The following is a 25014-nucleotide window of genomic DNA, read 5'->3' on the forward strand; positions in this document are numbered from 1 at the left end:
TTGGTGTGTTTTTGGGTGATGCTCTCTCACCTTTGGTGTGTTTTTGGGTGATGCTCTCTCACCTTTGGTGTGTTTTTGGGTGATGCTCTCTCACCCCGGCATCTCAACCCGACCATTTGGTCGTTTGGTGAGAGAGGGTTTGGGTTTTGGGGGTGTTTGGTGAGAGAGGGTTTGGGTTTTGGGGGGTGTTTGGTGAGAGAGGGTTTGGGTTTGGGGGTGTTTGGTGAGAGAGGGTTACGGGATGGTGGCGGCGATTCGGCCGTCCACCAGGACCGCGACCACGTCCAGCTCGCCCACGCGCCTTCCGTCAGCTGTTTCCGACAACCCTAGCCCCGCGGACTGTGATGTCCTTTCCCCAACCGGCAGGCCCGCGGCCACCGTCCGGTAAGGAATACCCGCCGCAACTGCCAGCGAGGCAGGATCAACGGCTTCCAACGAACGCAGGGTTACCACTCCCACCACCTCGCGCGGGTGGACGGTGCCAAAGGTCTCTCCCCGGTCCAGGACCAGAAACACGGGTTCGTCCGGTGCCACGTCCCGGGAGTGAAGTTCGACGACGGCCTCCGCCGCTGTCAGGTCGCTCGCCAAAAGCTGCACTCCGGCAGGCGCACTGGTGAGCAACGAACGGACGGTTCCTTCCGGCGTCGTGGGTTCCAGGAAGCCGAGCGAGGTGAGCCAGTGGTCGTCGAAATAGGTGGACAGGTAGTTCCGGCCTGAGTCCGGCAGGATCACCACGATGGTGCGTTCCTCATCCAAGGTTTCGGCGAGGTTCAATGCGGCCGCCAGGGCCGTCCCGCCGGTGGCGCCGATGAGGAGCCCTTCCTCGCGGGCGGCACGGCGGGCGGTGAAGATGGCATCGCGATCGCTGACGCTGATGAACTTGTCCACCAACGCGGTGTCGAACGCCTCGGGCCAGATGTCCTCCGTCGACGCCGGGTGCAGGGGGTGGCCAGCGCCCTCTGTGTATTTGAGCGAACCGTTGCCCCCTCCGTAGCGGGAATGCTCGGGGTCAGCGGCGATGACCTGCACCCGTCCGTCGCTTGCCTGCTTCAAGTACCGGCCGGTTCCGCTGATGGTTCCGCCGGTTCCGACGCTGGCCACAAAGTGGGTAACCGACCCCGCGGTGTCGGCCCAGATCTCAGGCCCGGTGCTCTCCAGGTGGGCTTGCGGGTTGGCTGGGTTGTCGTACTGCAGCGCGAGCCAGGCACCGGGAGTAGAGGCCGCGAAGGCCGCGGCCTGGTTGGCCAGATGGCCGGGATCGGACCGCGGAACAAAATCGGCCACCAGGTGGACCTCGGCTCCGAAAGCGCGCAGGAGGCGGATCTTTTCAGCAGCCGTGGCCGCCGGAGCGAAGATCACCGAGCGATACCCCAATTGCGCGGCCACCAAACTCAGCCCGATGCCGGTGTTACCGCTGGTCCCTTCCACTACTGTTCCGCCAGGCTCCAACAAACCGGCCCGTTCCGCGGCCCGGATCATGGAAAGTGCGGCCCGGTCCTTCACGCTCCCGCCGATGTTCTGGAACTCGAGCTTCGCGTAGATGCGGGGCCGGACACCTTCGCCCAGCCGCTTCAGCCGAAGCAGGGGAGTGCCGCCGATTGCGTCCAGAATTGATTCATACACGGTCATCCGGCCCACGCTAGGACGCGGACATCGCCCCACAAAAAAGCGTTTCCCGCGGCGTCGCTCCGTGACTGCAGCGTGGTCGAACACGAACCAAAGAGTCATAAACAAGTCACCGGCGGTAACCCGGATTAACGCCCCTTAACCGGGTGTCGCGCGATGCCCGGCCCCCGGGACAATCCGCCTAGAGTCCACAAGCATGGGCCACAGACATCACGCTAAACGATCCGCCCTCTGGCTTTGCCTGGGCGCCGGATTCATCACGCTGCTGGACCAGTCGATGTTCGTGCTGGCGGTTCCTGCGATGTCGGTCTCCCTGCACGCAGATTCCGGGTCCGTGCAGTGGATCCTGGCGAGCTACTCGCTGGCGTTCGGCGTCGCGTTGGTTCCTGCCGGCAGGCTGGGCGACATCGTGGGCCGGCGCACGCTCTTTATCGGTGGTATCGCAGTCTTCGGGGCATCCAGCCTGGTGGGTGGCCTGGCCACCGACCCGTCGCTGGTCATCATCGCCAGGCTCCTGCAAGGACTCGGCGCGGGCACCCTGAACCCACAGGTTCTTGGCCTCCTGCAGGACATCTACAAGGGACACGACCGCGCGAAGGCCTTGGGCGCCTACGCCGCTGCCGGTGGTTCCGCCGCAGTATGCGGACCGCTGATCGGCGGACTCGTCCTCTCACTGGGCGACCCCGCGATCGGATGGCGGATCCTGTTCCTGGCGAACGTTCCCTTGGTGCTGATCCTGGTGCCACTCGCCTTCCGGCTCCTCCCGCGGCCGGCAGGCAAACACCCCGGAAACGCCAAGCCGTCCATCGACATCCTGGGCGCGCTGCTGCTAGGCGGAGTGGTGGTGGCATCACTCATTCCCACCATCTACGGCGCGGGCACCATTGCGGTGACGTCGCTGGCAGTCGGCGCCGGTGCGCTCCTCGCCTTCGCCGGCTGGGAGATCCTGTATCACCGGCGTGGCCGAACCCCGTTGCTCAGTGCCTCGCTGGCGAAATCCAAGGGTTATGCACTGGGCACAGTGGTGGCGCTCTGCCAATTTGGCGTCGGTGCCGGAATGGCGGCCGTGACCGCCTTCTATTTCCTCTCCGGAACCGGGATGGCTCCCTTGGCTGCCGCGGCGATCCTCGCGCCGCAAGCAGCGGGCATGCTGTTGGCGTCCAGTTTCAGTTGGCGTTTCGTGGCCCGGTATGGGCGGGCCGGGATCGTGTACGCGCTTCTCGGCAGTCTGGCTTGCCTGATTGCCAAGGACCTTTTTGTGCAGGGGCTCGACGGCGGAACAGCGGCTCTTGCGGTGGCCGCCGTCGGGCTTCTCCAAGGTGTGTCAACCGGCTTGGTGGTCGCGCCGAACCAGACACTCACCCTGGCCCATGCTCCCGTGGGCGCCGCCGGAGTGGCGGCAGGTTTCTACCAACTCAGCCAGCGGTTCGCTGCGGCGCTGTGCTCCGCCGCGGCAGCAGGAATGTTCCTTCAAGCGCATGGCGCCGCCACCGGCCAAGCGTCCAAGGATGCCTTCCACCTAGGCATCGTCATGTGCTGCATTTTGCTGGGCGTCGCCTTGCTGGCCGGCGGACTCGACTGGTTGCGCGAGGCGCGGGACCGCACAAAGACAAGTGCCGTCGTCGTGACTTCCGGAAGGGAAGCCGCGACGACGGCGGTGGTGCTGACGCCGGAAGGCCCGACGGCGGCAGGTAGTCAGCGCTCGGAAGTCACCGATTCGGTGGACGCCTGAGCCGTTGCGACGGGCGGGGCCGCTTCGACGGGCGGTGCTGCCGGCCCGGTGGTGGGGACGCCGGCGTCGCGGAGGGCCGGGAAGCCCCCGTCCACGTGGACAGCGTTGGCGTAGCCGAGGACCTGGAGCTTCTGCGCGACGGGGCGTGAGCCGTTCACGGACCCGCAGAACACCACGATCTTCTGGTCCGTGCCGGTGACCTGAGCCAGACGGTGGGAGGATTCGGGGCTGAAGTCCTCCTCCACATGCTCGCGGTTGACCACTACGGCACCGGGGACGGCTCCCGTGCTGGCGCGGCCGCCCTCGCTGCGGACGTCGATCAGCAGGGCGCCTTCTTCGATGAGCTTGGCGGCTTCCTCGGCGGTGATCAGCTGGGTGTCCTGGACCGGTTCCTGAACTGTGGTTTCGATGGACATAGTGCTCCCTTAGATAGGTGGTGGTTGGAAAATCGGAAAAGCTAGAGCCCCCATACCTCGGCCAGCAGTTGGTAAGAGTTCTGCCGGTCGGCGGGGTCATGGGCAATGGTGGTGATGAGCAGTTCCTGGGCACCCGTGGCCCGCTGCAAAGTGCGGAGTCCTTCGCTGACCTGGTGGGGGTCGCCCACGAACCGGGTGTCAAGGCGATCCTTGATGAGGTCCCGGGCTTCGGCGGCCAAGGAAAGCTCCAGCGCATCCTCCGGTGACGGGTACGGGATGGCACCCTGGCCGCTGCGGATCCCGTGAACCCACTGGCCGTAGCCGCGGGCCAAGCGCTGGGCCTGGCGTTCGTCCGGGGCTACCAACACGTCCGCTGAGACGATCACATGCGGTTCCCGCAAGGCCGCGGAGGGTACGAAGTGCGCCCTGTACTCGGCAATGGAATCCAGCACGCCCGCCGGTGCCACGTGATAGTTCGCCCCGAAGGGGAGGCCCAACTTGCCAGCCAAACGGGCGCTGGGTCCGGCTGTTGAGCCGTGGACCCAAAACTGGGGCGCCTGGCCGAGGGCGGGTGTAGCCGTGACTTGCTCACCATGTTTGGTCCTGTATTCGCCGGTGAAAAATCCGATGATGTCCTGGATGTCGTTCTCGAAGTTGTCCGTGTCGCCGGGGAAGCGGCCCAGCAGTTCACCCTGCAGCCGAAACTTCCTGGGCAGGACTGCGCCGAAGATGGGGCGCGGCGCAGGAATCAGCAAGCCATCCACCATGCGATCGGTGGGCCCGGAAGAGTCAGCGGGTACCACCCCGGGAGCCGGTTCGCCGGGCGACTTGGGCGGGCCGGAGCGGCCAAAGCCCAAGTCCACACGGTCCGGGAATACCGCAGCGAGCGTTCCGATGCTCTCCGCAATCTGGAGGGGCCGGTAGTTCCCCAACAGGGTGGCCGCAGTTCCCACCCTGATGGTCTTGGTGGCGGAGGCAACCAACCCGGCCAGAATGTGCGGGGCTGACCCGGCAACGCCGGTGTTGAGGTGGTGCTCGGCCAGCCAATACCGCGAGTAGCCGGAAGCCTCGGCAGCGGCGGCAAGGGCAAGGGTGCTCCGCAGGGCATCGCCGGGAGTCTGGCCGGCGGACACCGGGCTCAGGTCAAGAACGGACAGGGGAGTAGCTGGAGGCTTCGGCATGGCACGACACTACGGAGCCCCGTGCAGAGCCCAAAGCCGATTCGTCACCCCGCTCAACCGGACTAAATCCAACGAAATCCGGCGAAACGGGCCGTCACAACCGACCCTTCAGAAGCCCGAAAATGACGATTCCAGCAGCCCTTTGACGTGGTATTTCCCGCCTTGACGCCGCAAGTCCAGCGGTTTGTACATTCCTTGGACAGCCTCCTAGATTCAAGTTCAGGTCAAGAGTCAGCACGCCAAGGACCGGCTCGTGCTGCGGCAACCCTCAGGCATTACGTGGCGGGGTGCTCCGGAAACAGACCAGGCCGCATCTGCGGCAAGTGAATGTCGTCCCAGCCGCTGTGCGGCCTCTGAAAGAGAGAAACATGCCTTCCACACCTGTACCCGAATTCCGCTCCCGCGTCATCGCAGTGGAGCTCGACGGCGATGGCGCCCACCCCGCGTCCTGGCGCAAGGCCCACCATGATCCGCAGGCACTGTTGGGGGGCCAGCGGATCCGTGAAACCGTCCAGGCAGCGGACATCGCCGGCTTCCATGTAGCAACGTTCAAGGACACCCGCGTGGTGGATCCTGGAAGCACCGGGATTGCGGGCCGAATCGACGCGATCCAGCGCGCGGCCTTTGCAGCACCGATCACCCGGTCCATTGGGCTTGTGCCAGAGGCGGGAACGATCTTCACTGAGCCATTCCATGTGGCCACGCAGTTGGCCAGCCTGGACTACTCCTCCTTGGGGAGGGCGGGTTGGCTGGTTAGCGCGGAGAACCGGGAGAAGGAAGCCCGCTCCGTGGGGCGCACGCAGTTGCCGGAAGGCGAGGCCGTCAGCGAAGCCGCAGATGTGGTGCAAGCCAGCCGCCGGCTCTGGGACTCCTGGGAAGACGACGCCGTGATCCGTGACGTTGCCACGGGGCGGTATGTGGATCGGGACAAGCTGCACTATGCCGACTTTGACGGTGAGCGCTTCTCCGTCAAGGGCCCATCCATCATTCCGCGCCCACTCCAAGGGCAGCTCGTGGTGTTCGCGCCCGCTGAGCTGATCCCCGCCGTCGAGGCTGATGTTGCCCTGGTCTCCGCAGACACCACGGACGCCCTACCGCAAGCTGCCCAAGCAGCTGCCGCTGCCGGTGCGCCGAGGACCCTGGTGGAACTGGACGTCATCCTCGATTCCCGTGGACAGACTGCGGAGGACCGTCTGGCCGAGCTGGACTCGTATGAAGAGTGGACGGGCGGGGCTCGCTATGTGGGCAGCGCCGAAGGGCTGGTGGAACTGCTCACCACGCTGTTCGCAGCGGCCGACGGCGTCCGCCTCAAGCCAGCGGTACTGGATGTGGACCTTCCCGAATTGGCCAACAAGGTGCTCCCCGAACTGCACCGAAGCGGGTTGGTGGTGCCGCCGCTTCCGGGCGCCACCCTCCGTGAAACCTTCGGCCTTCCCCGTCCCGCCAACCGCTTTGCCGCGGCCTGACGCCGGCTGACCAACGCCCGCCGCCAAGAGCCCACTCACAGAGCCAGATTCAGAGAGCAGAACCATGACCAACCATCACCGCATCGCAGGCAACGGCCAGATCCAGTTCGGCGTGTTCTTCCAAGGCGTCAACCACACCACCGTGTGGAAGGACGCGCAGAGCGGCTCGCAAACCGACTTCGAGTCATTCCGCCGGGTGGCCCAGACAGCTGAACGGGGACTCTTCTCCGCCTTCTTCCTCGGAGAAGGACTCCGCCTCCGGGAACACCTCGGAAAGATCCACGATCTGGATGTTGTGGGCCGTCCCGACGCGCAGACCGCCCTCGCCGCGCTCGCAGCCATCACCACAAATATCGGGTTGGTTGCCACGCAGAACACTACGTACAACGATCCCGCGGACCTTGCCCACCGCTTGGCCAGCCTGGACCTGCTGTCCGGCGGCCGTGCGGCATGGAACATCGTCACCACGGACAACGCATGGACCGGTGCCAACTTCAGGCGCGGCGGGTTCCTCAAGCACGAGGACCGTTACGTCCGGGCCGAGGCGTTTGTTCAGACGGCCAAGGCCATTTGGGATTCCTGGGCTGACGGCGCAATCGCCGGGTCCCGGAATGATCCACGCTGGCTCCGCGAGGACGCCATCGCCACGGTCAAACGCCAGGATAAGAGTTTCGACGTCGAAATCACCGGCAGGCTGCCGCGCTCCAGCCAGCAGCACCCTGTCCTGTTCCAGGCCGGGGACTCGCCGGACGGCCGCGATTTCGCCGTGCGGAACGCCGACGTGATCTTCTCGGCACACCCGGAACTGGAGGACGCCAAGAAGTTCCGCGACGACATCGTGGCCCGCACCCTCAAGGTCGGACGCCCGGCAGATGATGTGAAGATCTTCCCCGGCCAGGAGTTCATCCTCGGTGCCACCGCGGCAGAGGCCGAGGAAAAGCACCAGTGGGTCCGCTCGCTGCAAGTGGGTCCGGAAACGGCCATCGCCTACTTGGAACAGTTCTGGGGACGCACGCTCACCGAATACGACCCCGACGGTCCGCTGCCGGACATCGACCCCCTGGTGGACGTCACCAACCCCACCCGCGGCAACGCCTTCCACGGGAAGAGCGCCAAGGACCTCGCCGCCCAGTGGCGCGCGGATGCCAAGGAAAACGGCCAGTCGATCCGCCAGTTCGTTGCTGCCCGTTCCCGGCTCAACGGCCGGGGTCTGGTGGGATCCTACGACGTCATTGCGGACAAACTCGCGGAGTACGCCCACACCGGCGCAGTTGATGGCTTCAACATCACCCCGTGGATTGTGCCCGGCGGGCTGGATGACATTGTCAACGAACTGGTTCCCCGCCTCCAGGACCGCGGCGTGTACCGCACCGAATACGAAGGCACCAACCTCCGAGAAAACCTCGGCCTCCGCGCCCCGCTGACCCGCCGCGGATCACTCACCAGCACCCAACTCACTGAAAGCGAAGAAGTCGCATGAGCGTCCCCAACCCAACCGCAGCGCGCAAGCTGCGGAAACCCGCCGCCGTCGTGTCCGTCCTGGGAGCCTTTGCGCTCCTGGCCTCAGCTTGCGCTGGAGGGGCCGACGCCGGCACCCAGCAAAGTGCCGATGCCACCCCGGTTTCCGGTGGCAACCTGAACTTCGCCGTGTCAGTTGACCGCGGCTGCATTGACCCGCAGCAGGTGGGCAACAACGATGCGATCGCGATTGCCCGCCAGACGGTGGCCTCGTTGACGTCGCAGGATCCGACGACGGGCGAGATCGTTCCGTGGCTGGCGGAGAAATTCGAAACCAATACGAACGCCACCAGCTTCACGTTTACCCTCCGCAGCGGTGCCACCTTCGCTGACGGCACTGCGATTGATGCTGCCTCGGTGAAGACCAACTTCGAGGCCATCAAGGCACTCGGTGCCAAAGCCACGCTGGGCTCCACCTACCTGAGCGACGTCAGCGCCATCACCGTGAAGGACCCGCAGACCGTGGTGGTGGACTTCTCCAAGCCGAACGCGCAGTTCCTCCAGGCAACGTCCACGTTCACACTCGGCCTGTTGTCCCCGGCCTCTGCAACTCTTTCCGAAGCTGACCGTTGCGCCGGGAAGTTCTCCGGCTCCGGGCCGTTCAGCGTGAAGAGCTACACCGTGGACAAGGAAGCAGTCCTGGAACGCCGTGCGGGCTATAAGTGGCCCGCCGCCACTAACAGCAACAAGGGCGAGGCCTACCTGGACACTGTCACCTTCAAGATCATTCCTGAGGCAGGGAACCGCACGGGCAGCCTGCAGTCCGGCCAGATCGATGCGACGGCGGCGATCTCCGCTGCTGACATCAGCCTGTTCAACGGCAACGGCTTCTGGAACGAAACCCGGGCCAACCCGGGCGTGGTCTACAACCTGTACGCCAACCAGTCCAACCCCAAGCTCAAGGAAACCGCCGTCCGCCAGGCCATCTCCAAAGCCATCAACCGCGAGGAAATTACCAAGACCCTCCTCACCGAAGCGGACCAGCCGGCCAAGGGCGTTCTCTCCCACACCACTCCGTACTTCAAGGACTACAGCGAACTGCTGAAGAACGATCCCGATGGCGCCAAGAAGCTCCTGGACGATGCCGGCTGGAAGGTTGGCACGGATGGGGTCCGCGAGAAGAACGGCGAGAAACTGTCCTTCAAGGTCACCTACTGGCAGTCACCCAAGGAAGTGCTGGAGCTCGTGCAGCAGCAGCTCAAGGTGATCGGCGTGGACCTGCAGCTGAAGTTCACCACCATCGCGGACGTGACGGCTGCCCAGGCTGACAAGACCTATGACTTCTCCTACGGCAACCTGACCCGCAGTGATCCGGATGTCCTGCGCACCGTCTTCGCCTCCACCACAGCCCGTGGCGGAAACAACCTGCGCGAGAAGCTGCCGGTGGACGATGTCCTGGCTGAGCAGGCCGCTGCGTTAGACAAGGATGCACGCCAGAAGCTGGTGGACGAAGCACAGGAAATCCTGATCAAGGACGCCCACTCCATCCCGCTGTATGAGCTGTCCACTACCATTTCCGCGAGCGACAAAGTCAAGGGCCTTACGTTCGAAGCTTCCAGCCGCCTGGACTTCTACGACGCCTGGCTGAGCAAGTAGGAATCCCATGATCCGCTACATCGGCCAACGGTTGCTGCAAGGCGCGTTCGTCCTCTGGGCCGCCTACACAGTGTCCTTCCTGATCCTGTACTTGCTGCCCGGCGACGCCGTGAGCATCATGGCCAGCGGGGACGAGCAGAACGCAGTGGACCCGGCTCTCGTGGAGAAACTTCGCGCGGAGTACGGATTGGACAGGCCTCTTTACGAGCAATACTTTATTGCCCTGTTCAAGGCGCTCCAGCTGGACTTCGGGCTGTCCATCAAGAATGGTGTCCCGGCAACCCAGACTGTGGCGGAAGTCCTGCCGGAGACCATCAAGTTGGCCGTGGCGGGATTCGCGCTCGCGGTGCTCCTGGGCAGCGCCCTGGCAGTGGTTGCGGCCTTCAGCCGCAACCGCTGGATCCGCCAGGCGTTCTCGTCGCTCCCTCCTTTGGGAATCGCGGTACCCACGTTCTGGATCGGCCTGTTGTTGCTGCAGTTCTTCTCGTTCCGGCTGCGCTTGTTCCCAGCGATAGGGAACGACGGCGGCCAGAGCCTTGTGCTTCCAGCCCTGACTCTGGCCATACCCACCTCAGCCGTGATCGCCCAGCTGCTGACGCGTAGTTTGCATCAGACGTTGGGCGAACCGTACATCGAACAGATCCGGGCCAAGGGAGCCAGCGAAGCGCTGATTAACTTTGGCCATGCCCTCCGGAACGCAGCCATTCCCACACTCACCATGCTGGGCATTCTGGTGGGAAACCTGCTGGCCGGGGCAGTGGTGAGTGAAACAGTGTTCTCCCGTGCAGGCATCGGGCGGCTCACCGTCACGGCCGTCAACAGCCGGGACATCCCCGTAGTTCAGACCCTGGTGGTCCTGGCCGCCGCCATCTTTGTGGTCACCAGCTTGATCGTTGACCTGATCTATCCGCTCGTGGACCCGCGCATCAACACTGCGCGCGGGGCCAAGGCCTAGGAGGGCCATCATGACGCAGCAACTTGTGAGGGAGACGCGCTCCGTAGACCCCGCGGCTGGGCACTCGGCCGCCGCACCCGAGGCGTCAGTTCCCGTCCCGCCAGCCGCCGACCAGGCTTCAGTTACTTGGGCGGGTGCCCGCTGGGCCGGCGCCCGAAGGTTCCTGGCCAAGCCCGGCTTAGTGCTGTCCGTGCTGGTCCTTGCGTTGGTGATCCTGTGGGCGTTGGTTCCCCAGGCCTTTACCCAGTGGCCTCCGGACACGGGTGTTCCGTCGTCGCGGCTCAAACCGCCGTTCGCGGAACACTGGTTCGGAACAGACAGCCTGGGCCGTGATCTCTTCTCCCGTGTGGTCCACGGTTCGGCAACCTCCTTGGCTGCCACGGCAGTGGCTGTCGCCGTCGGCCTGGTTGCGGGATCGGCGCTCGGTTTGCTGGCTGGCTCCATCAGGGGGTGGGTGGATGACGCCATCATGCGCGTCATGGATGTGCTGCTGGCCATTCCGAGCTTGCTGCTGTCCTTGGCTCTCATCACCGTGCTCGGCTTTGGAACCATCAACATTGCCATCGCGGTGGGCATTGCCAGTGTGGCCAACTTCGCCCGGATCATGCGTGCTGAAACCCTTCGGGTGAGCACTGCTGTGTACGTTGAGGCCGCACGGTCCTCGGGTGTCCGGTGGCACTCCATCCTCCTCCGACATGTCCTCCCCAACGCTGCGGGCCCGGTTCTGGCCTTGTCCGCGCTGGAGTTCGGTATGGCAGTCCTGTCGATTTCATCGCTGAGCTTCCTCGGGTTCGGCGCACCACCGCCCTCTGCGGAATGGGGTTCACTCGTGGCCGGAGGCCGCGATTACCTGGTGGCTGCGTGGTGGCTGGTGACGTTGCCGGGTGTGGTGATTGCCGCCGTCGTGCTGTCCACCAACCGAATTTCGCATGCATTCCAGGACTCTGAAAGGAACCGGCCATGAGCTCCCATGCTGAACCGCTGTTGAAGGTGGAGAACCTCCGCGTGGACTATGTGGTGGACGGATCGCCACGCAACGCGGTGGCGGGTGTCAGCTTTGAGGTCCGGGCCGGCGAGGTGGTGGCGATTGTGGGGGAGTCGGGCTCCGGCAAGACCACCACGGCGCACTCCATCATCAACCTGCTCCCCGGCAACGCCCAGATCTCTTCCGGCAGCGTGACCTTCGCCGGCACGGACCTGACGCAGCTGACGCGCAAGGAGTGGCAGGGGGTGCGGGGCAAGGACATCGGGCTGATTCCGCAGGACCCCACGGCGTCGCTGGATCCCCTCCAACGGGTGGGCGAACAGGTGGCGGAAGCGCTCACCATCCACCGAATCCAGCCCAGGAAGGCTGCACGCCAGAGTGCCGTCAGGTTGCTGGAGGAATCCGGGATCCGCGACGCTCCCTCCCGGGCGCGCCAGTTTCCCCATCAGTTCTCCGGTGGCATGCGCCAACGCGTGCTCATAGCCACAGCTCTCGCTGCCCAGCCGAAACTGGTCATCGCCGATGAGCCCACCAGTGCTCTTGATGTGACGGTCCAGCGGCAGATCCTGGACAACATCGCGGCCCTGACCACCGAGCGGGGGACATCCGTCCTGCTGATCACGCACGACCTCGGCGTCGCAGCTGACCGCGCCGACCGCATCATCGTGATGCGCGGCGGCGAAATTGTGGAGGAAGGGTCCGCGACAGCCGTGCTGGGCGACCCGCAGCACAGCTACACGCAGCAACTCATTGCGGCGGCTCCGGGACTCAGCCCGCGCAGACTGCGGCCATCCGTTTCGGTCCCGAGCCCAAGCACGACGCCGGGCGGCGGCGCCGTCCACGTTTCCCCTCTGGTGGAGGCCACGTCGCTCCGCAAGGTGTTCAGCCTGCCCCGGACAGCCGGGGGCGCGAGGACGCTGACCGCCGTCGACGATGTTTCGCTGGACATCCGGCGAGGAGAGACCCTGGCGTTGGTGGGGGAGTCCGGTTCCGGGAAGAGCACGGTTGCCCGCTTGTTGTTGAGGTTGGACAAGCCAACCTCAGGTTCGGTGACGTTCGACGGCGTGGACCTCGCCTCTGTTCGTGGCGAGCGGCTGCGCCAGCTCCGACGCCGGTTCCAAGTGGTGTTCCAGAGCCCTTATGCATCGCTGGATCCGAGGTTCTCTGTGGAGGACATCATCGCCGAGCCACTCAGGGCCTTTGCGGAGGGCACCCCGGCCGAACGAAAGAGCCGGGTGAAGGCGTTGCTTGAGGAAGTCCACCTTCCCGTGGACTACGGAACCCGGCGTCCGGCCGAACTCTCGGGTGGGCAACGGCAACGTATTGCCATCGCCCGTGCCTTGGCGTTGAAGCCCGAGCTCGTGGTGTTGGACGAAGCGGTCTCGGCCCTGGATGTTTCCGTACAGGCGCAGATCCTGACTCTCCTGGCTGAGCTGCAGGTTCAGGAGTCGTTGAGCTACCTCTTCATCTCGCATGACCTCGCAGTGGTGCAGCAGATCTCGGACCGCGTGGCCGTCATGCAGGCGGGGAAATTGGTGGAAATCGGGGAGGCCACCGCTGTCCTCGAAAACCCTGTGGAGGACTACACACGGCAGCTGATCACGGCCATCCCCGGCCGCCAACCCCAACGCTCTCTCACCTAACGGCCCCTTCCGCCCAACGCTCTCTCACCTAACGGCCCCTTCCGCCCAACGCTCTCTCACCCGGTGAGAGAGCGTTGGCGGAAATGGCGCGTTAGGTGAGAGAGCGTCGGCGGAAATGGCGCGTTAGGTGAGAGAGCGTCGGAAGGGAGGGGTGCGCTACTGCACCCCCGGCTGGGCCTGGGAGATCACCCGACCGTTCTGGATGAGGTATTCCAGGTGCTCGGAGATGTCGGCCAGCACAGAAATATCCGCCACGGGGTCAGCTCCAAGGACCAGGAGGTCCGCGTCAGCGCCGGGTGCGATCACGCCAAGTTCACCTTCGCGCTCAAGCAGCAGGGCCGCCGTCGTGGTTGCTGAACGGATGGCGTCGATAGCCGGCTGGACCTTGCCGAGCAGCCTGAACTGTTCATTCTGATGCCGGTGCATGCCGCCCAAGAGGTCCGAGCCGAAGGCCATTTTCACGCCGGCTTGGTGAGCGCGGGCGATCGCTTCGAGGCCACTGGTCAGCACCGAATCCACCTTGGCCCACATTTCCTCGGTGAGGCCGAACTCCTTGCCCTCTTCCTTCAGCGCCCAATACGTAACCAGCGTGGGGACCAGGAAGGCGTCCTTTTCGAGGAACAGCTTCAGGCTTTCGTCGTCCAGGAGGTTACCGTGTTCGATCGAGCGGACACCCGCTTCAAGAGCTCGGTTGATGGCCCGGGCAGTGTAGGCGTGGGCGGCAACGTAGCGATTGGCGGCTTGGGCCTCCTCCACCGCTGCGCGCATTTCCTCCATGGAGTACTGGGTGGAATCGATGCGGTCAGTGGGGGAGGAAACACCTCCGGACGCCATGATCTTGATGTGGTGGGCGCCCTTGCGGATCTCGTCGCGGGCAGCGGCGCGCACCGCGTCCACGCCGTCGGCTACACGCCCGATCCCACAGCATCCGCGACCATTGGGATCGTGATCCTCGCCGGGCAGGCGCATGTCTCCATGGCCGCCCGTCTGGCTCAGGGCATGACCGCAGAAGTGGATCTTCGGACCCTCCAGCAGCCCCTCTTCCTGTGCCATGGCCAGGCCAAAGTCGGCGCCGGAGAGGTCGCGGACAGTGGTGAAGCCACGGCGCAGCATCTCGCCCATGATCCGGGCCGTCTGGGCGTAGACATAGGAGGCCGGCGTGTAGGTGAGCGAGCGGAAGTCCGCGCTGGACGCCACCACGTGGACGTGGGCATCGATCAGGCCCGGGATGACAAACTTACCGGTGCCATCGATGACCCGTGCGTCGGAAGGCGCTTCGACGTCCGGACCGACGCTGCTGATCTTCCCGTCAACGCTCACGACGTCGGCGATCGCGTAGGTTCCCGCGTCAACGTCCAGGACGCTCGCGTTGCGGATGACAAGTGGGGTGGTGCTCATACTAAACAGTGTCCTTCGCAGGTGCTTCGGGTGATTCGGGTGCTTCGGTGGGATGGGCTTCAAAGGCCTGAACAAGGCTGGCGAGGTTCTGTTGAATGACGCCGACGGCGGTTTCCACACTCTGCTGCGTGTACTTGCCTTCTGCGTCCAGGAGGGCGAGGACGCCAACCACGTTTCCTTGAGCGTCGAGGACCGGCACGTTGATGACGGCCCCGCAGCCCAGCTGCTGGATGAGTTCGGAGTCTGTAAAGACTTCCCGGAGCGCTTTCAGGTCCGGGGCAAGGAACGGTTTCTTGTCCTCAATGACCGTGCCCAGCCAGCCTGGGGAGATCTCCACCGTTTTCTCGCCGCCCACCGGATATTCGGCCGGGTGACTGGTGAAAAGCCGCTTGAGGCTGGAGCGCTGCGGGATCCATTGCAGTGCCGTAAAGAGGATGACGCCGGGCTCTTGCTGCAGAGCGTCGAGCGCAGCTTGGAACGTGGTGTCGGTTTTCATGAAGTCTCCGCTCATTTGCTGGTGGTCCCTGCCGCTGCAGGATCGTGCTCTGCACGGGCGTTGATGTCCTCCAAGGACTTGCCTGCCGTGGACGCTCCGAAGATCACCACACCCAGGACTCCGATGGTCAGCACCACGGTGGTCATGGTGAACACTCCGCCGAAGCCGAGGGAAGCGGCGAAGATGCCGATGATGGACGGTGCCAGGATGCTGCCGATGCGGCCCACTGCGCTGGCCAGGCCAACACCCGTGGCACGCATCCAGGTGGGGAAGAGCTCCGGGGTGTAGGCGTAGACGCCGGCGTAGGTGCCGTTGAAGAAGAAGGACAACGTGGCGGCGGCCAGCAGGATCATGCCGGAATCGTTGGATTGGCTCAGCCAGAACGCGCTGATGGCCGATCCTGCGAGGTACAGCGCGATGGTGTTCTTGCGATCGATCCGGTCACACAACCACGCGGCGGAGAAGTAGCCGGGGATCTGCGCCAGGTAGATCAGGATGGAGAACTCGAAGCTCTTGGTGATGGTGATTCCACGGCCCACCAGGAGGGTGGGGATCCAGGAGAAGAAGCCGTAGTAGGAGAAGGTGATCACGAACCAGATCAGCCAGATCACCGCTGTCCGGCGGCGCATTGCCTTGGACCACATGAATTTCAGCGCATTCCAGACGCTGATCTTTTGTTCGTGCTTGGTGATCTCTTCCTCGGCGGCCGGCAGGGGTGCAAGGGGCTTTCCGGTGGCTTTGACGACGCTCTGCTCAAATCGATCCACCACTTCCGTGGCTTCCGCGATGCGGCCACGGCTGATGAGGTAGCGCGGTGATTCGGGCAGGCTTCGGCGCCACCAGAGCAGGAGGAGGATGGGAACTGCGGTGATGACCTGCGCCCAACGCCAGCCGTCCGCGCTCATGGGGACAACGAAGCGTCCGATCAGTGCGGCAGCCACGAAGCCAAAGGAGAAGAATCCTGCCAGGGTTCCGATGAACCAGCCGCGGCGCTTCGGGGGGATGAACTCGGACAGGAACGGTGCGATGATCACGCTTTCAGCGCCTGCTCCCAATCCTGCAAAGATCCGTGCAATCAGGAAGATTTCGAAGTTGGGGGCCATGGCCGCGACCACCGACATGAGGCAGTAGAAGGCCAGAGCCCACAGCATGACCTTCTTTCGGCCGAAGCGGTCGCCCATCCACCCTGCCAGGATTGCGCCGAAGAAGAAGCCGAACGGGGCCGCCGAGCCTACCAATCCCAGGCTGGCGGTGCTGAGGCCCCACAGTTCCTGGATGCGGGGGAGCAGGAAGGCGACCACTGCTCCGTCCATACCGTCGAACGAGTAGCCGAGGCCTCCAATGAGGAGAAGCTTGTAGTGTGGTCGACTGAGAGCCAGACGATCCAGGCGTGCTGTGAGAGACATGGTGATTCCTGCCAAAGTGGGCCAAGTTGTACATTTTGAGGAATATGCACAAGTCTGTGCAGATGCGATGTATTGAAGTTAAGGCCAAAGTGTGAGGTAGGTCAATAGGTGGAAGAAGATTTCAACTCGTCAACGTTGACTGAGTGGCTGGACAGCCGTGTCCAGGGACGGAAGCTCGCGGCGCGCCAAATGCAGGTGATTGGCATCCTCCGATCCCAGCCCCGGCTTGCGTCCTACGGCTCGGTCAGCGACATCGCTGCCGTGGCCGCATCCAACGCCTCCACCGTCACCAGAACCGCGCAAACACTGGGATTCAAGGGGTGGGCCGACTTCCAATTTGAGCTGCGTTCACGGTTCTTGGCATCACTGAGCGCTGTGGAAGTGGCAGCTGAACACAACGGCCACATCAGCAGTCCTGCACAGGCTGCGGTGTCCACGGACCGTGCCAATTTGGCCCATTTTGAGCGCACTTTGGACACCGACGCCGTCCACAATATTGCGACGGCGATTGCCGGTGCGCGGCAGACGTTCATCGTCGCGGCAGGCAGTTACGCCATCCCCGGAAAGGCGCTGGAGCACAACGCCATCATCGCCGGATACAACGTCCGGCTCCTTGATGCCGACGTCGCTGCCCTCACCAACGCCATTGCACGGCTTGGTGCAGAAGACCTGGTGATCGCCATCAGTCTCTGGCGGGTATACGACAGCACCATGCGCGCCGTGGAGATCGCCCACAACCTGGGCACGCCCATTGTGTCCATCACGGACAGCGCCGGCTCGCCCGTAGCAGTGCACGCTGAACACAGGATTGTGGTGCCCACAGAAGGCGCGGGTTTCTTCCCGTCCCTGACGGGTGCCGTTGCCGCGGTCCAGGCGATCGCCGTCGAGCTTGCTTCCCTGGACCGCGAACGCTCCAACCAAAACATTGCTGCCTCGGAGCGGACGTGGGACCAGATGCGGATCATGCACCCGCGTTCGACGTCCTAGAGGGTCACGAGGCAACGCAAATTACGACGCCGGCACCTCCTGGGTGGGCAAGTCACCGCCGATGAGGGCCAGGTTTTGGATGACGGCCAGGCCGAACTGGGCAGTGTCATTGGTGGACACTGTGGGAGCCTCGTCCACGGGCTGGAGCACATAGGGCGGCAGGATGGTCCTCACAGTGAAAGCCTCGGCGTGGTTCAGGTTTTCGCCACCTTCGGCAAAGCTTTCCCACGCCAAACCTGCAAGCTCCGGAGAACCCAGCCGGGCGGCAGCGTAGGCCGTGAGCCTGCTGTGCGCCTGGGTGAGGTAGATCCCCGCCAGCGGCTGCCCAACCTCCGCGATCTGTTCCGTCGGGGTGGCCAGGAACAGCCGGCAATACTGCATCCAGGCTTCTTCGAAGTGCTTGTCGTCCACCAAGCTGATGAGTTCGCTGCAGATTTCCACCAAGCCGAACACGGCGCTCAGGTGCGAGACGCTGATGACTTCCCTGCCGACGTCGAACCTTCCCTTATCCAGGTCGTAAAGCGCCTCGCCGGTGAGGAACCCGTACTTCAGCGCTCCAATGTCTGCCATGGTTCCCAGCAGCCGATCGCGGGAGCGGGGGTTGCCGGTGCGTTCCCAATCAGTGAGCCAGGTGGCAGCGAGCGAACCCCAGTCAGTACCGAGCCCCACACCCAAGGCGCCCCGGTCCGGACGGTAGGTGTCGGCGTCGGGACGTACCTTGCGGACGGGGTCCAGTCCCAGGAAGTTCTGGTCGCTGTCCACCAGCTCGGTGAGGAGATCGCCCGTGCGCTCATCCGCCGTGAGGTAATAGTAGAACCGCCGGTAGGCCGGGGTGCTGATGCGCAATTGCTTTGCACTGCAGCCCCAGTGCTGCACATTGTGTCGGGAACCCAGGCCGCGCCAGGGGCCCAGATGGTAGACGTCCACCTCTCCGGTGTGGCGGGTCATGGCCTCGGCATAGCGGAACACATCTGCGCGGCCGCTGCGCAGGTACATGTACCACAGCCAGAGGTCCGGCGAGAGTTCGGAGTTGTCCCACGCGTAGCCGCCAACGTCGTAGCGCCACACGTGCCGGTCGGTGTCGTAGGTGTGCATCACATCGCCGTAGTTCCAGAACCCGTACCAGCGGCGCTGCTCCGTTTGGCCTTGGTAGAAGTGGAACAGGAAGTCCAGCTTGTCTTCCAGCTCCGCCCGCGCGGGGGTGCTTCGGTCCACCGGAGCCCAATCGCCGAAGACTCCGGCCGCGTGCAGGTACTCCGGCGAGGGCTGCAGCAGCGGGGGAGTGGACGCAGCTTTCGCGTCCGCAGCGAGGCATTCCGTGCTGGGAGTGGCCTCGTAGGCGAACAGCGTCAGCTCATGCGTCCGCGCGATCCCGGTGGGGTTCCCGAAGCCCGGTTCGTAGTCCTCATACGTGATTTCCAGACCCTCAAGCTGGTCCTCGAACGTGTCCTGGCCCAGGCCGTCGTGGTAGAACCGGAGATCCATGGGCTGAGCTTCGGGGGAGTACAGCCACGCCGTCATTGTCGCTTCCGAGGTGGCTGCACCGCGGATGTCCAGCTGGCCGGGATGTGACTGCCAGAAATCCCGAATGCCAATGCCCAGCCCGCCTCCCAGATCACTCACCGAGCAGAAACCGGCCGATCTGGTGCCGCCGGAAATGCCTACCCAGCCGTGGCCCGGGGCGGTCCGTTTGCGCAGCTCAAAGCCGTCTGCGGTCAGTTGAGTGAGCGTGTAATCGTTCCAGCTGGGGATGAGGTGGAGGCGCTCGGAGACCAGCGGGCTCCATTCCTCGAGCGGCGGCGTGGGCCGGCCAGCGATCTGCGCCGCACGAACAGCATCGCCAGGGTCGCGCCGCAATCCGGTCAGCCCTCGAACAGCCTCAACCAGGAAGCCCCCGTCCGCGCCTGCGATCCGGACATGCCGATCATGCAACCCGCTGGCCAGTGGGACAGTGAATTGGACGCCCAGCCCTGCCAGGTAATCCTGTTCAGCGTCGCCATCCCAGATGAACGAGTGCATCATCCTCACGCTGCGGGCGCCGGCGAAGAAATAGAAGCGGACGGTGAAGGGAAGCCATTCGCGCTCGCCGGCGTCGGCTCGGTGGCGCCCTTCCACCCTGACCACCACGCGAACCGGGCCGCGCTGTTCCACGGTGACGCTGGAGATCCGGCTGGTGAACGCGTCACGGGTGGTGCTGCCGGCGCCCTCGGTCTGGCCGCGCTGCAGCAGGCTGACCAACCGGGCGTCCTTGGCCACCACGGAACCATCGCGGGTCAGTTTGCTGAACAGGTTTGCGCCCGAACGCTGCAGGACCATGTCCAGGGACCCGGTGGAGACAGTTACGGTTTGCTCCGTCTCGGTGACCGTCACTTCCGGGTGTTCGACGGCGGATGCTGGGCCGGCGTCGCGGGTTTCCGTTGCATGGGGCGTGACGGTATACGCCGACGCAGGCTGATCCGTAGCACCCAACGCGATGCCCGCCCACTTGAGGGAGCCATCCGGCCAGGTGGCGAGCGGCCAGGTCTGGGCGGGGACGGTGCTGCCGCTGGCGTCGTGGACTTTGAGGGCGGCTGCATCTGGAACGGTGCCGCGCTGGAACGGCATCCCCCATGTGGTGCCGCCGCTGAGTCCTGCGGGCGGTTCGCCATCGATCCACCTGATCGGGGCGTGCTGAGTCATGATCGAGTCCACCTAAGGAGTTGGGAAAACGCTTTCTTGAGACGTTTCAATAACCTACCCGCGTGTGCCGCGGCCCGCAAGGGGTGCTCGAACCCTGGTCCGAAAAGTCGTTGACACTCACCATGCCCAGCGGTATCGTACAACCAAATGGTTGTAGATCAGCTCAGTCGCTCACCCGAAAAAGACGTCGCCTTGGACCGCCTGTTCCAGGCGTTGGCCGACGCCACCCGCAGGGACATCGTTGCCCGGGTGACGGCAGGGGAGTACTCGGTCTCCGGGCTGGCTGCGCTCTACACCATGAGTTTCGCGGCCGTACAGAAGCATGTTGCGGTCCTGGAACGGGCCTCCCTGGTGACCAAGGAGAAGCGTGGGAGGGAACAGATCGTGCGGGGAAACCATGATGGATTGCAAAAAGCCCGGCATCTGTTGGACCACTTCGAAATGATCTGGCGGCAACGAGCCAGCCGGATCGCGGACATACTCGCTGAAGACGACGAAAGGGATCTGCCATGACTGTGGTCAGCGTAAACAAGGACGTTGCGGCACTGAGCTTCACCATTGTTGCTGAATTCGACGCAGACGTGAAGCGCGTCTGGAGGATCTGGGAAGACCCCCGGCAACTCGAACGCTGGTGGGGGCCACCCACCTGGCCCGCCACTTTTGAGACCCACGAGTTCAGCGCCGGTGGCAAGGCCGCCTATTACATGACAGGCCCAGATGGGACCAAGGCCCGTGGTTGGTGGAAATTCACCACCATCAATGCCCCGGACCACTTGGAGTTCGACGACGGTTTCGCCGACGAGCACGGCGAGCCCGTGGACGAGCTGGGCATCACCCACGCCATCGTGAAGCTCGAACCTGTTGGTGACCGCACCCGGATGACCCTCACCTCCAGCTTTGAGTCCGAGGAGCAGATGCAGAAGATGGCGGACATGGGCATGGAAGAAGGAATGCGCGAGGCGATCGAGCAGATCGATGCCGTACTTGCGGAGCCGGCCAACGCCTGACGACTGAACCAAAAGCAAAAAGAAGCCGACGACGGCGGGTGCCTCCCGCCGTCGTCGGCGTATGGTTTAAGTCCCGGCCGCCTCTCGAAACGGACCAGTGTCATGGCGCGATTGATCATCATGGGGCCTCCGGGTTCCGGCAAGGGCACCCAAGCCGAGCACATCGCGAGGCATTTCGGCATCCCCGCCATCTCCACGGGTGACCTGTTCCGCGCCCATGTGAGGGACAAAACGGAACTCGGCCTGGAAGCAGGCGAGTATATGGATCGCGGTGAGTTCGTGCCGGACCACGTCACCACGGACATGCTGAAGCAGCGCATGGAAGAAGCCGATGCCGCCGACGGGTTTCTGTTGGACGGCTATCCCCGGACGGTGATCCAGATCGGCGCCTTGGACGAGATGCTTGCGGTTCGCGGAAAGCCCCTGGAAGTTGTCCTCGCGCTGACTGCCTCGGATGACGAACTGGTTGCCCGGATGCTCCGGCGAGCCCGGGAACAAGGCAGGAGTGACGACAACGAGACCGTGATTCAGCGCAGGTTGGAGTTGTATCGGGACGAGACACAGCCCGTGGTGATGGCTTACTCCCAGCGCGGGATCCTGCTGACCGTGGAGGGGTCCGGCGAGAGGGAAGCGATCACCGCGGCTGCGATTGCGGCCGTCGAAAAAGTCTTGGCGCCCTAGCCGGTTGCTGCCGGAAGTTCGGCGCCCAAGGCGCGGAGATATGCCGCGAATCCCTCCGGTGCCCGGGCCTGCAGCCGCCCGGAGGTCACCACGCGGGTAGTGTCCGTTGCAGTGACGGCGAAACCGTGGCTACGTAGCCGATCCACCAGGACGTGGTCCTCATGGGCCCGCAATGTGGGAAAGCCACCCACAGCGAGATAGGCGGAGGCGCGGATGCCCAGGTTTGCCCCATAAATGTGGGGATGGTCCTCGACGAACGGGTGCAGTTCAAGCCACCTGCGCAGAATGGCAGGCTCCACGTCCCCGGGGTCGGGCTCAACGGATCCGAGGATGGCATCGGCTCCGGCGTTGGCGAGCTCCACCTGACGCACCAGCCACTGCTCCGGCACGGTGGAATCTGAGTCCGTGGTGGCCAGCCAGATCTTCGCGGTCTCCTCTGCGGGCAGGCCGTCCAGGGAGGCGCGAATGCCAAAGTCGCGGCTGGCGCCCGTGCTTCGCAGTTCCACATTGACGGCCCCGAACCGGGAGTCACCCGCGACGTAAGCGGCGGTGATGTCCGCCGAGCGGTCCGTGCAGCTGTCCAGGACTACTGAAACTGAAACCGGTACTTCCGGGTGCTCCTGCTGCAGGGCATCGGCGGCCGTCTTCAGTGCCACGAGTGCCGAGCCGATGTGCCGGTCCTCGTTGTGGGCCGGCATCACCACCGCAACGCTCATGATGGTGCGTGGATCCGGCATGGTCATGGTGCCTCGTCCGGAGCAACAAGGACCTCCAGGATGAAGTCCTTCTCCCGGTACAGTCCACGCGTGGGCCACGCGAGTTGCCTGCGGGCCATGGTGTGGACCGCCTCGGCATCGAGCGTCCAGCCGGAGATCGGGTGCCGCCAATGGCACAGCAGCAGCGTCCCTCCCGGACGGGTGGATGTTTGAATCCGTGCCAGGAGTTCGGTGAGTTCTTCCGGTGAAAGGTAGTAGCCCGTCTCGGACAACACCACGAGGTCGAAAGTGCCATCGGGCCACTCATGCGGCATCGTCAGATGTTGTACCTCTGCCGACGGGAACGTCGCGAGCCGCCGTTGCGCGTGAACCAGGGCCGCGGTGCTGGCATCCACTCCGAGGAAATGCCGGCAACGCTGGGCGAGTTCTTCGCTGAGTGTGCCGATGGAACAGCCCAGTTCCAGCCCTGACTCATAGGATTCGTCAGGGAGGGCCGCCAGGGTCAGTGCCCTTTTGCGTCGCTCGTACCAGCTGGTGGCATAGTTCCAAGGATCCTCTTCCCTGGAGTGGACCTCGTCAAAAATCCGCCCGGCATCTGCTGAGGTGTTGGAGCCAGCCTTTGGAGGATGCCAGGCGAACGTTTCCCAAGGCCTTTCGAAGTGCTGCAGGAACGTCTCCGACAACAGCGTTTCGTCGCCCGGATGCTCTGACAACGGCTCTGTTTGGGAGGCGTGCGCGCGCATGGCGGCCGCCTTGGCTTGCTGAACTTCCTGGCTCAGGGGCACGCGAACCCAGTCTTTCCACGTGTTGTCCCCCGGTCCTGCCCACAGCCAGTACCAAATGGGGTATTCCAGCAGGCCATGGCCGCCTTCTGTTGCGACTTCCGCGGCGACAGTGCCAAGGGCGTCGTGATCCGTGTGGCCATCCGAACGGTAGGGGGCCACGATCACCACGTCCTCGGCCCGCTGCCCCGACGCCGCCTCGCGCACCGCGTCAGCGATGCTCGCCGAATGTGCCGCCAGTTGCCCGTCCGGCAGTTCCAGGAAGCGCCACGTGGAGCCCGGAACCAGCCCGGACACTGCCGAGTGGAACTCCTCGAGCCGCACAGCGGCAAGTTGTTCCGGCGTCGTGGTTTTCGAGTCCGGGTGCGAGGCCTCACCTGCCGTGCACAGCAGCACTTTCACTGTGGCTCCGGCCGAGTTCAGCGTGGCGAGGAAGCCGCCGGCCCCCAGGGTCTCATCGTCGGGGTGTGCGGCCAGCACAACAAAGGTCATGGCACGCAGCTCGCTCGTGTCCAGCGGTAACTCCGGAAGGGCGGTCACGTCGGAAGCGGCCCATGCCGTCTCGGCCGTACCCGTGTCCGTGTGCGAGAACGTCACCATCTCCGGTCTCCCTTCAGAGTCAGCGCACCCAGTTGGGCGTCATCCCGCATGGCGTGGTGCTGCCGGATGTACAGCGACAGGTCAGCCATGCGTTTTCCGTACACCTCGTTGAAAGCCAGGGGTCCAGGACCCAGATTCCTGGTCACCACCGTTTGGACGCGCTCGACGGCGGCGGCAACAGTGCCGCGGACGCGCAGGGCTTCGCTCCAGGCGCTGGAGCTCTCCGGCGCTGATCCGTCCGGGCTGGAGCCGTCCACGCTGGAGCCGTCGACACTGGAGCTTTTCGCGCTGGAGCCGGACAGCTCCCCGGCGTCGATCCGTTCTGCTGTTTGGGCGAGATATCCGGCGACGGACGTGATGATCCTGTCCACCTCGCCGAGGGAAGCAAGGGCGATCTGGTCCGGTTCCCTGCCGTTTTCTGCAGCTTTCGCCAGCGCGGCCCTGAAGTCGCGTGCCACGGCCACGGCTCCGCCCAGCCAGCATGCTGCCACGCCCATGCCTCCCCATGCGAAGCCTGGGCGCTCAAAATACCAGGCGGCGCCGCCAACGGGTGTCGCTGGAACATGGTCGAAGTGAACGGTACCGCTGGGGATTTCCCGCAGCCCCCGGCTTGTCCATGGCGGAGTTTCGCAGGAGACCCCGGAGTCTTTCAGGTTGACGGCGAAAGCGGTCCTGCTGTTGTCCTCGGGCACGTGGGCCGTGATCACGGCACCCTGCAAATGTGAAGCGAGCGAGCACCACGGCTTGGACCCGTTGAGCAGGTAATTGCCGGCGTGGTCCCGCTTGGCTTCAAGTTTCAGCCCAGGGCCCTCCGCGGCGAAAACTCCCCAAGCCCCTTCTGGGTTCGTCCCTATGCCCGATTGGGCGAGAATCGCCACCGCGTCCAGATGTGGTTCAAGCACCCGTCCCGCGGCCACATCCACGGCCGTGACGGAGGCCAGGAGTTCCCAGAGCTTGCCGGTGCTGCCCTCGCCAGGATGCGGAGCTGTGTGGCCGATGTCCTCGGAGATGGCCAGCAGTGCCGGCACGTCGCCTACTGCTGCCCGCACTCTTTCAAGGACGGGCTCGAGCGCTTGCAGTTGGACGGGTTCGGAAGAGATGCGGACGGGCTGGGGTGCGGTGTCGCTCATGAAGCCAAGCCTAA

21 protein-coding genes and 1 riboswitch are annotated in these 25014 nt (G+C 64.4%); of the genes, 11 read left to right on the forward strand and 10 right to left on the reverse strand.

All coding sequences use genetic code 11. The annotated features are described in order from the left end of the window. Positions 1-234: 234 nt before the first annotated feature. On the reverse strand, positions 235-1629 hold the full coding sequence (locus tag BMY91_RS15190) for a PLP-dependent cysteine synthase family protein (RefSeq protein WP_090823327.1): 1395 nt from the start codon (positions 1627-1629) through the stop codon (positions 235-237). Positions 1630-1822: 193 nt separating this feature from the next. Between BMY91_RS15190 and BMY91_RS15195 the strand changes: the two genes are divergently transcribed. Next, positions 1823-3358 carry an MFS transporter gene (locus BMY91_RS15195; RefSeq protein ID WP_090823329.1) on the forward strand — a complete coding sequence of 512 codons (1536 nt, stop codon included), beginning with the start codon at positions 1823-1825 and terminating at the stop codon, positions 3356-3358. Here the strand turns inward: BMY91_RS15195 and BMY91_RS15200 are convergent. Then, a complete protein-coding gene (locus BMY91_RS15200) occupies positions 3322-3774 on the reverse strand; it encodes a rhodanese-like domain-containing protein (protein ID WP_090823331.1) in 453 nt (150 codons plus the stop codon). The two genes, BMY91_RS15195 and BMY91_RS15200, sit on opposite strands and share 37 nt — an antisense overlap. A gap of 41 nt (positions 3775-3815) precedes the next feature. Continuing rightward, a complete protein-coding gene (locus tag BMY91_RS15205; RefSeq protein ID WP_090823333.1) occupies positions 3816-4955 on the reverse strand; it encodes an LLM class flavin-dependent oxidoreductase in 1140 nt (379 codons plus the stop codon). 222 nt (positions 4956-5177) lie between these two features. Then, a riboswitch (SAM riboswitch) is annotated at positions 5178-5287 on the forward strand. A 36-nt stretch (positions 5288-5323) separates the two neighbouring features. On the opposite strand from BMY91_RS15205, the gene BMY91_RS15210 reads away from it, so the two are divergent. The 6 genes from BMY91_RS15210 (at position 5324) to BMY91_RS15235 (ending at position 13118) form a co-directional block, all read left to right on the forward strand. Further along, positions 5324-6421, forward strand: coding sequence for an LLM class flavin-dependent oxidoreductase (locus BMY91_RS15210; RefSeq protein ID WP_090823335.1), 1098 nt, complete (start codon positions 5324-5326; stop codon positions 6419-6421). 64 nt (positions 6422-6485) lie between these two features. After that, on the forward strand, positions 6486-7901 hold the full coding sequence (locus tag BMY91_RS15215) for an NtaA/DmoA family FMN-dependent monooxygenase (RefSeq protein ID WP_090823337.1): 1416 nt from the start codon (positions 6486-6488) through the stop codon (positions 7899-7901). Then, positions 7898-9535, forward strand: a complete 1638-nt coding sequence (locus BMY91_RS15220) for an ABC transporter substrate-binding protein (protein ID WP_090823340.1) — start codon at positions 7898-7900, stop codon at positions 9533-9535. The genes BMY91_RS15215 and BMY91_RS15220 overlap by 4 nt, the downstream gene beginning before the upstream one ends. A 7-nt stretch (positions 9536-9542) precedes the next feature. Continuing rightward, positions 9543-10490, forward strand: coding sequence for an ABC transporter permease (locus BMY91_RS15225; RefSeq protein ID WP_090823343.1), 948 nt, complete (start codon positions 9543-9545; stop codon positions 10488-10490). Positions 10491-10500: 10 nt separating this feature from the next. Next, positions 10501-11454, forward strand: coding sequence for an ABC transporter permease (locus BMY91_RS15230; RefSeq protein ID WP_090823345.1), 954 nt, complete (start codon positions 10501-10503; stop codon positions 11452-11454). Next, positions 11451-13118, forward strand: coding sequence for a dipeptide ABC transporter ATP-binding protein (locus tag BMY91_RS15235; RefSeq protein ID WP_090823347.1), 1668 nt, complete (start codon positions 11451-11453; stop codon positions 13116-13118). Before BMY91_RS15230 ends, BMY91_RS15235 begins: the two co-directional genes overlap by 4 nt. Positions 13119-13274: 156 nt before the next feature. Here BMY91_RS15235 and BMY91_RS15240 read toward each other — a convergent pair whose 3' ends face one another. From BMY91_RS15240 to BMY91_RS15250, 3 genes are read right to left on the reverse strand one after another with little or no spacing between them, the layout of a single operon-like run. Beyond that, positions 13275-14516 carry a metal-dependent hydrolase family protein gene (locus tag BMY91_RS15240; protein ID WP_090823349.1) on the reverse strand — a complete coding sequence of 414 codons (1242 nt, stop codon included), beginning with the start codon at positions 14514-14516 and terminating at the stop codon, positions 13275-13277. 1 nt (position 14517) lies between these two features. Next, on the reverse strand, positions 14518-15012 hold the full coding sequence (locus BMY91_RS15245) for a GAF domain-containing protein (RefSeq protein WP_256212764.1): 495 nt from the start codon (positions 15010-15012) through the stop codon (positions 14518-14520). An 11-nt stretch (positions 15013-15023) separates the two neighbouring features. Next, positions 15024-16418 (reverse strand): MFS transporter, encoded by a 1395-nt coding sequence (locus BMY91_RS15250; protein WP_090823353.1) that lies wholly within the window; start codon positions 16416-16418, stop codon positions 15024-15026. Between the two features lie 108 nt (positions 16419-16526). Between BMY91_RS15250 and BMY91_RS15255 the strand changes: the two genes are divergently transcribed. Beyond that, positions 16527-17405, forward strand: coding sequence for a MurR/RpiR family transcriptional regulator (locus BMY91_RS15255; RefSeq protein ID WP_090823355.1), 879 nt, complete (start codon positions 16527-16529; stop codon positions 17403-17405). Between the two features lie 21 nt (positions 17406-17426). Here the strand turns inward: BMY91_RS15255 and BMY91_RS15260 are convergent, their stop codons facing one another. Next, positions 17427-20084, reverse strand: coding sequence for an exo-rhamnogalacturonan lyase family protein (locus BMY91_RS15260; RefSeq protein ID WP_090823508.1), 2658 nt, complete (start codon positions 20082-20084; stop codon positions 17427-17429). A 147-nt stretch (positions 20085-20231) separates the two neighbouring features. Here BMY91_RS15260 and BMY91_RS15265 point away from each other — a divergent pair, with 147 nt between their 5' ends. The 3 genes from BMY91_RS15265 to BMY91_RS15275 all read left to right on the forward strand — a co-directional run bounded on the left by BMY91_RS15265 (position 20232) and on the right by BMY91_RS15275 (position 21772). Further along, positions 20232-20597 (forward strand): ArsR/SmtB family transcription factor, encoded by a 366-nt coding sequence (locus tag BMY91_RS15265; protein ID WP_090823357.1) that lies wholly within the window; start codon positions 20232-20234, stop codon positions 20595-20597. After that, entirely contained in the window at positions 20594-21091 is a 498-nt protein-coding gene (locus BMY91_RS15270; protein WP_090823359.1) for an SRPBCC family protein, read from the forward strand. Before BMY91_RS15265 ends, BMY91_RS15270 begins: the two co-directional genes overlap by 4 nt. A 102-nt stretch (positions 21092-21193) precedes the next feature. Beyond that, a complete protein-coding gene (locus BMY91_RS15275) occupies positions 21194-21772 on the forward strand; it encodes an adenylate kinase (protein ID WP_090823361.1) in 579 nt (192 codons plus the stop codon). Here BMY91_RS15275 and BMY91_RS15280 read toward each other — a convergent pair. The 3 genes from BMY91_RS15280 to BMY91_RS15290 are packed head-to-tail and all read right to left on the reverse strand — an operon-like array spanning position 21769 to position 25000. Next, a complete protein-coding gene (locus BMY91_RS15280; RefSeq protein WP_090823510.1) occupies positions 21769-22509 on the reverse strand; it encodes a glycosyltransferase family 2 protein in 741 nt (246 codons plus the stop codon). The two genes, BMY91_RS15275 and BMY91_RS15280, sit on opposite strands and share 4 nt — an antisense overlap. A gap of 2 nt (positions 22510-22511) precedes the next feature. Then, positions 22512-23870 carry a bifunctional PIG-L family deacetylase/class I SAM-dependent methyltransferase gene (locus BMY91_RS15285; RefSeq protein WP_090823363.1) on the reverse strand — a complete coding sequence of 453 codons (1359 nt, stop codon included), beginning with the start codon at positions 23868-23870 and terminating at the stop codon, positions 22512-22514. After that, on the reverse strand, positions 23864-25000 hold the full coding sequence (locus tag BMY91_RS15290) for an acyl-CoA dehydrogenase family protein (RefSeq protein WP_090823365.1): 1137 nt from the start codon (positions 24998-25000) through the stop codon (positions 23864-23866). The genes BMY91_RS15285 and BMY91_RS15290 overlap by 7 nt, the downstream gene beginning before the upstream one ends. Between the last annotated feature and the right edge of the window lie 14 nt (positions 25001-25014).

The sequence above is a fragment of the Arthrobacter sp. yr096 genome (assembly GCF_900108925.1).
Lineage (GTDB): Bacteria > Actinomycetota > Actinomycetes > Actinomycetales > Micrococcaceae > Arthrobacter.

Excerpts from the sequence above, each read along its gene's own strand:
- BMY91_RS15190 (WP_090823327.1), bottom strand. The coding sequence starts at position 1,629 with ATGACCGTGTATGAATCAATTCTGGACGCAATCGGCGGCACTCCCCTG.
- BMY91_RS15195 (WP_090823329.1), top strand. The coding sequence starts at position 1,823 with ATGGGCCACAGACATCACGCTAAACGATCCGCCCTCTGGCTTTGCCTG.
- BMY91_RS15200 (WP_090823331.1), bottom strand. The coding sequence starts at position 3,774 with ATGTCCATCGAAACCACAGTTCAGGAACCGGTCCAGGACACCCAGCTG.
- BMY91_RS15205 (WP_090823333.1), bottom strand. The coding sequence starts at position 4,955 with ATGCCGAAGCCTCCAGCTACTCCCCTGTCCGTTCTTGACCTGAGCCCG.
- BMY91_RS15210 (WP_090823335.1), top strand. The coding sequence starts at position 5,324 with ATGCCTTCCACACCTGTACCCGAATTCCGCTCCCGCGTCATCGCAGTG.
- BMY91_RS15215 (WP_090823337.1), top strand. The coding sequence starts at position 6,486 with ATGACCAACCATCACCGCATCGCAGGCAACGGCCAGATCCAGTTCGGC.
- BMY91_RS15220 (WP_090823340.1), top strand. The coding sequence starts at position 7,898 with ATGAGCGTCCCCAACCCAACCGCAGCGCGCAAGCTGCGGAAACCCGCC.
- BMY91_RS15225 (WP_090823343.1), top strand. The coding sequence starts at position 9,543 with ATGATCCGCTACATCGGCCAACGGTTGCTGCAAGGCGCGTTCGTCCTC.
- BMY91_RS15230 (WP_090823345.1), top strand. The coding sequence starts at position 10,501 with ATGACGCAGCAACTTGTGAGGGAGACGCGCTCCGTAGACCCCGCGGCT.
- BMY91_RS15235 (WP_090823347.1), top strand. The coding sequence starts at position 11,451 with ATGAGCTCCCATGCTGAACCGCTGTTGAAGGTGGAGAACCTCCGCGTG.
- BMY91_RS15240 (WP_090823349.1), bottom strand. The coding sequence starts at position 14,516 with ATGAGCACCACCCCACTTGTCATCCGCAACGCGAGCGTCCTGGACGTT.
- BMY91_RS15245 (WP_256212764.1), bottom strand. The coding sequence starts at position 15,012 with ATGAAAACCGACACCACGTTCCAAGCTGCGCTCGACGCTCTGCAGCAA.
- BMY91_RS15250 (WP_090823353.1), bottom strand. The coding sequence starts at position 16,418 with ATGTCTCTCACAGCACGCCTGGATCGTCTGGCTCTCAGTCGACCACAC.
- BMY91_RS15260 (WP_090823508.1), bottom strand. The coding sequence starts at position 20,084 with ATGACTCAGCACGCCCCGATCAGGTGGATCGATGGCGAACCGCCCGCA.
- BMY91_RS15265 (WP_090823357.1), top strand. The coding sequence starts at position 20,232 with ATGGTTGTAGATCAGCTCAGTCGCTCACCCGAAAAAGACGTCGCCTTG.
- BMY91_RS15270 (WP_090823359.1), top strand. The coding sequence starts at position 20,594 with ATGACTGTGGTCAGCGTAAACAAGGACGTTGCGGCACTGAGCTTCACC.
- BMY91_RS15275 (WP_090823361.1), top strand. The coding sequence starts at position 21,194 with ATGGCGCGATTGATCATCATGGGGCCTCCGGGTTCCGGCAAGGGCACC.
- BMY91_RS15280 (WP_090823510.1), bottom strand. The coding sequence starts at position 22,509 with ATGCCGGATCCACGCACCATCATGAGCGTTGCGGTGGTGATGCCGGCC.
- BMY91_RS15285 (WP_090823363.1), bottom strand. The coding sequence starts at position 23,870 with ATGGTGACGTTCTCGCACACGGACACGGGTACGGCCGAGACGGCATGG.
- BMY91_RS15290 (WP_090823365.1), bottom strand. The coding sequence starts at position 25,000 with ATGAGCGACACCGCACCCCAGCCCGTCCGCATCTCTTCCGAACCCGTC.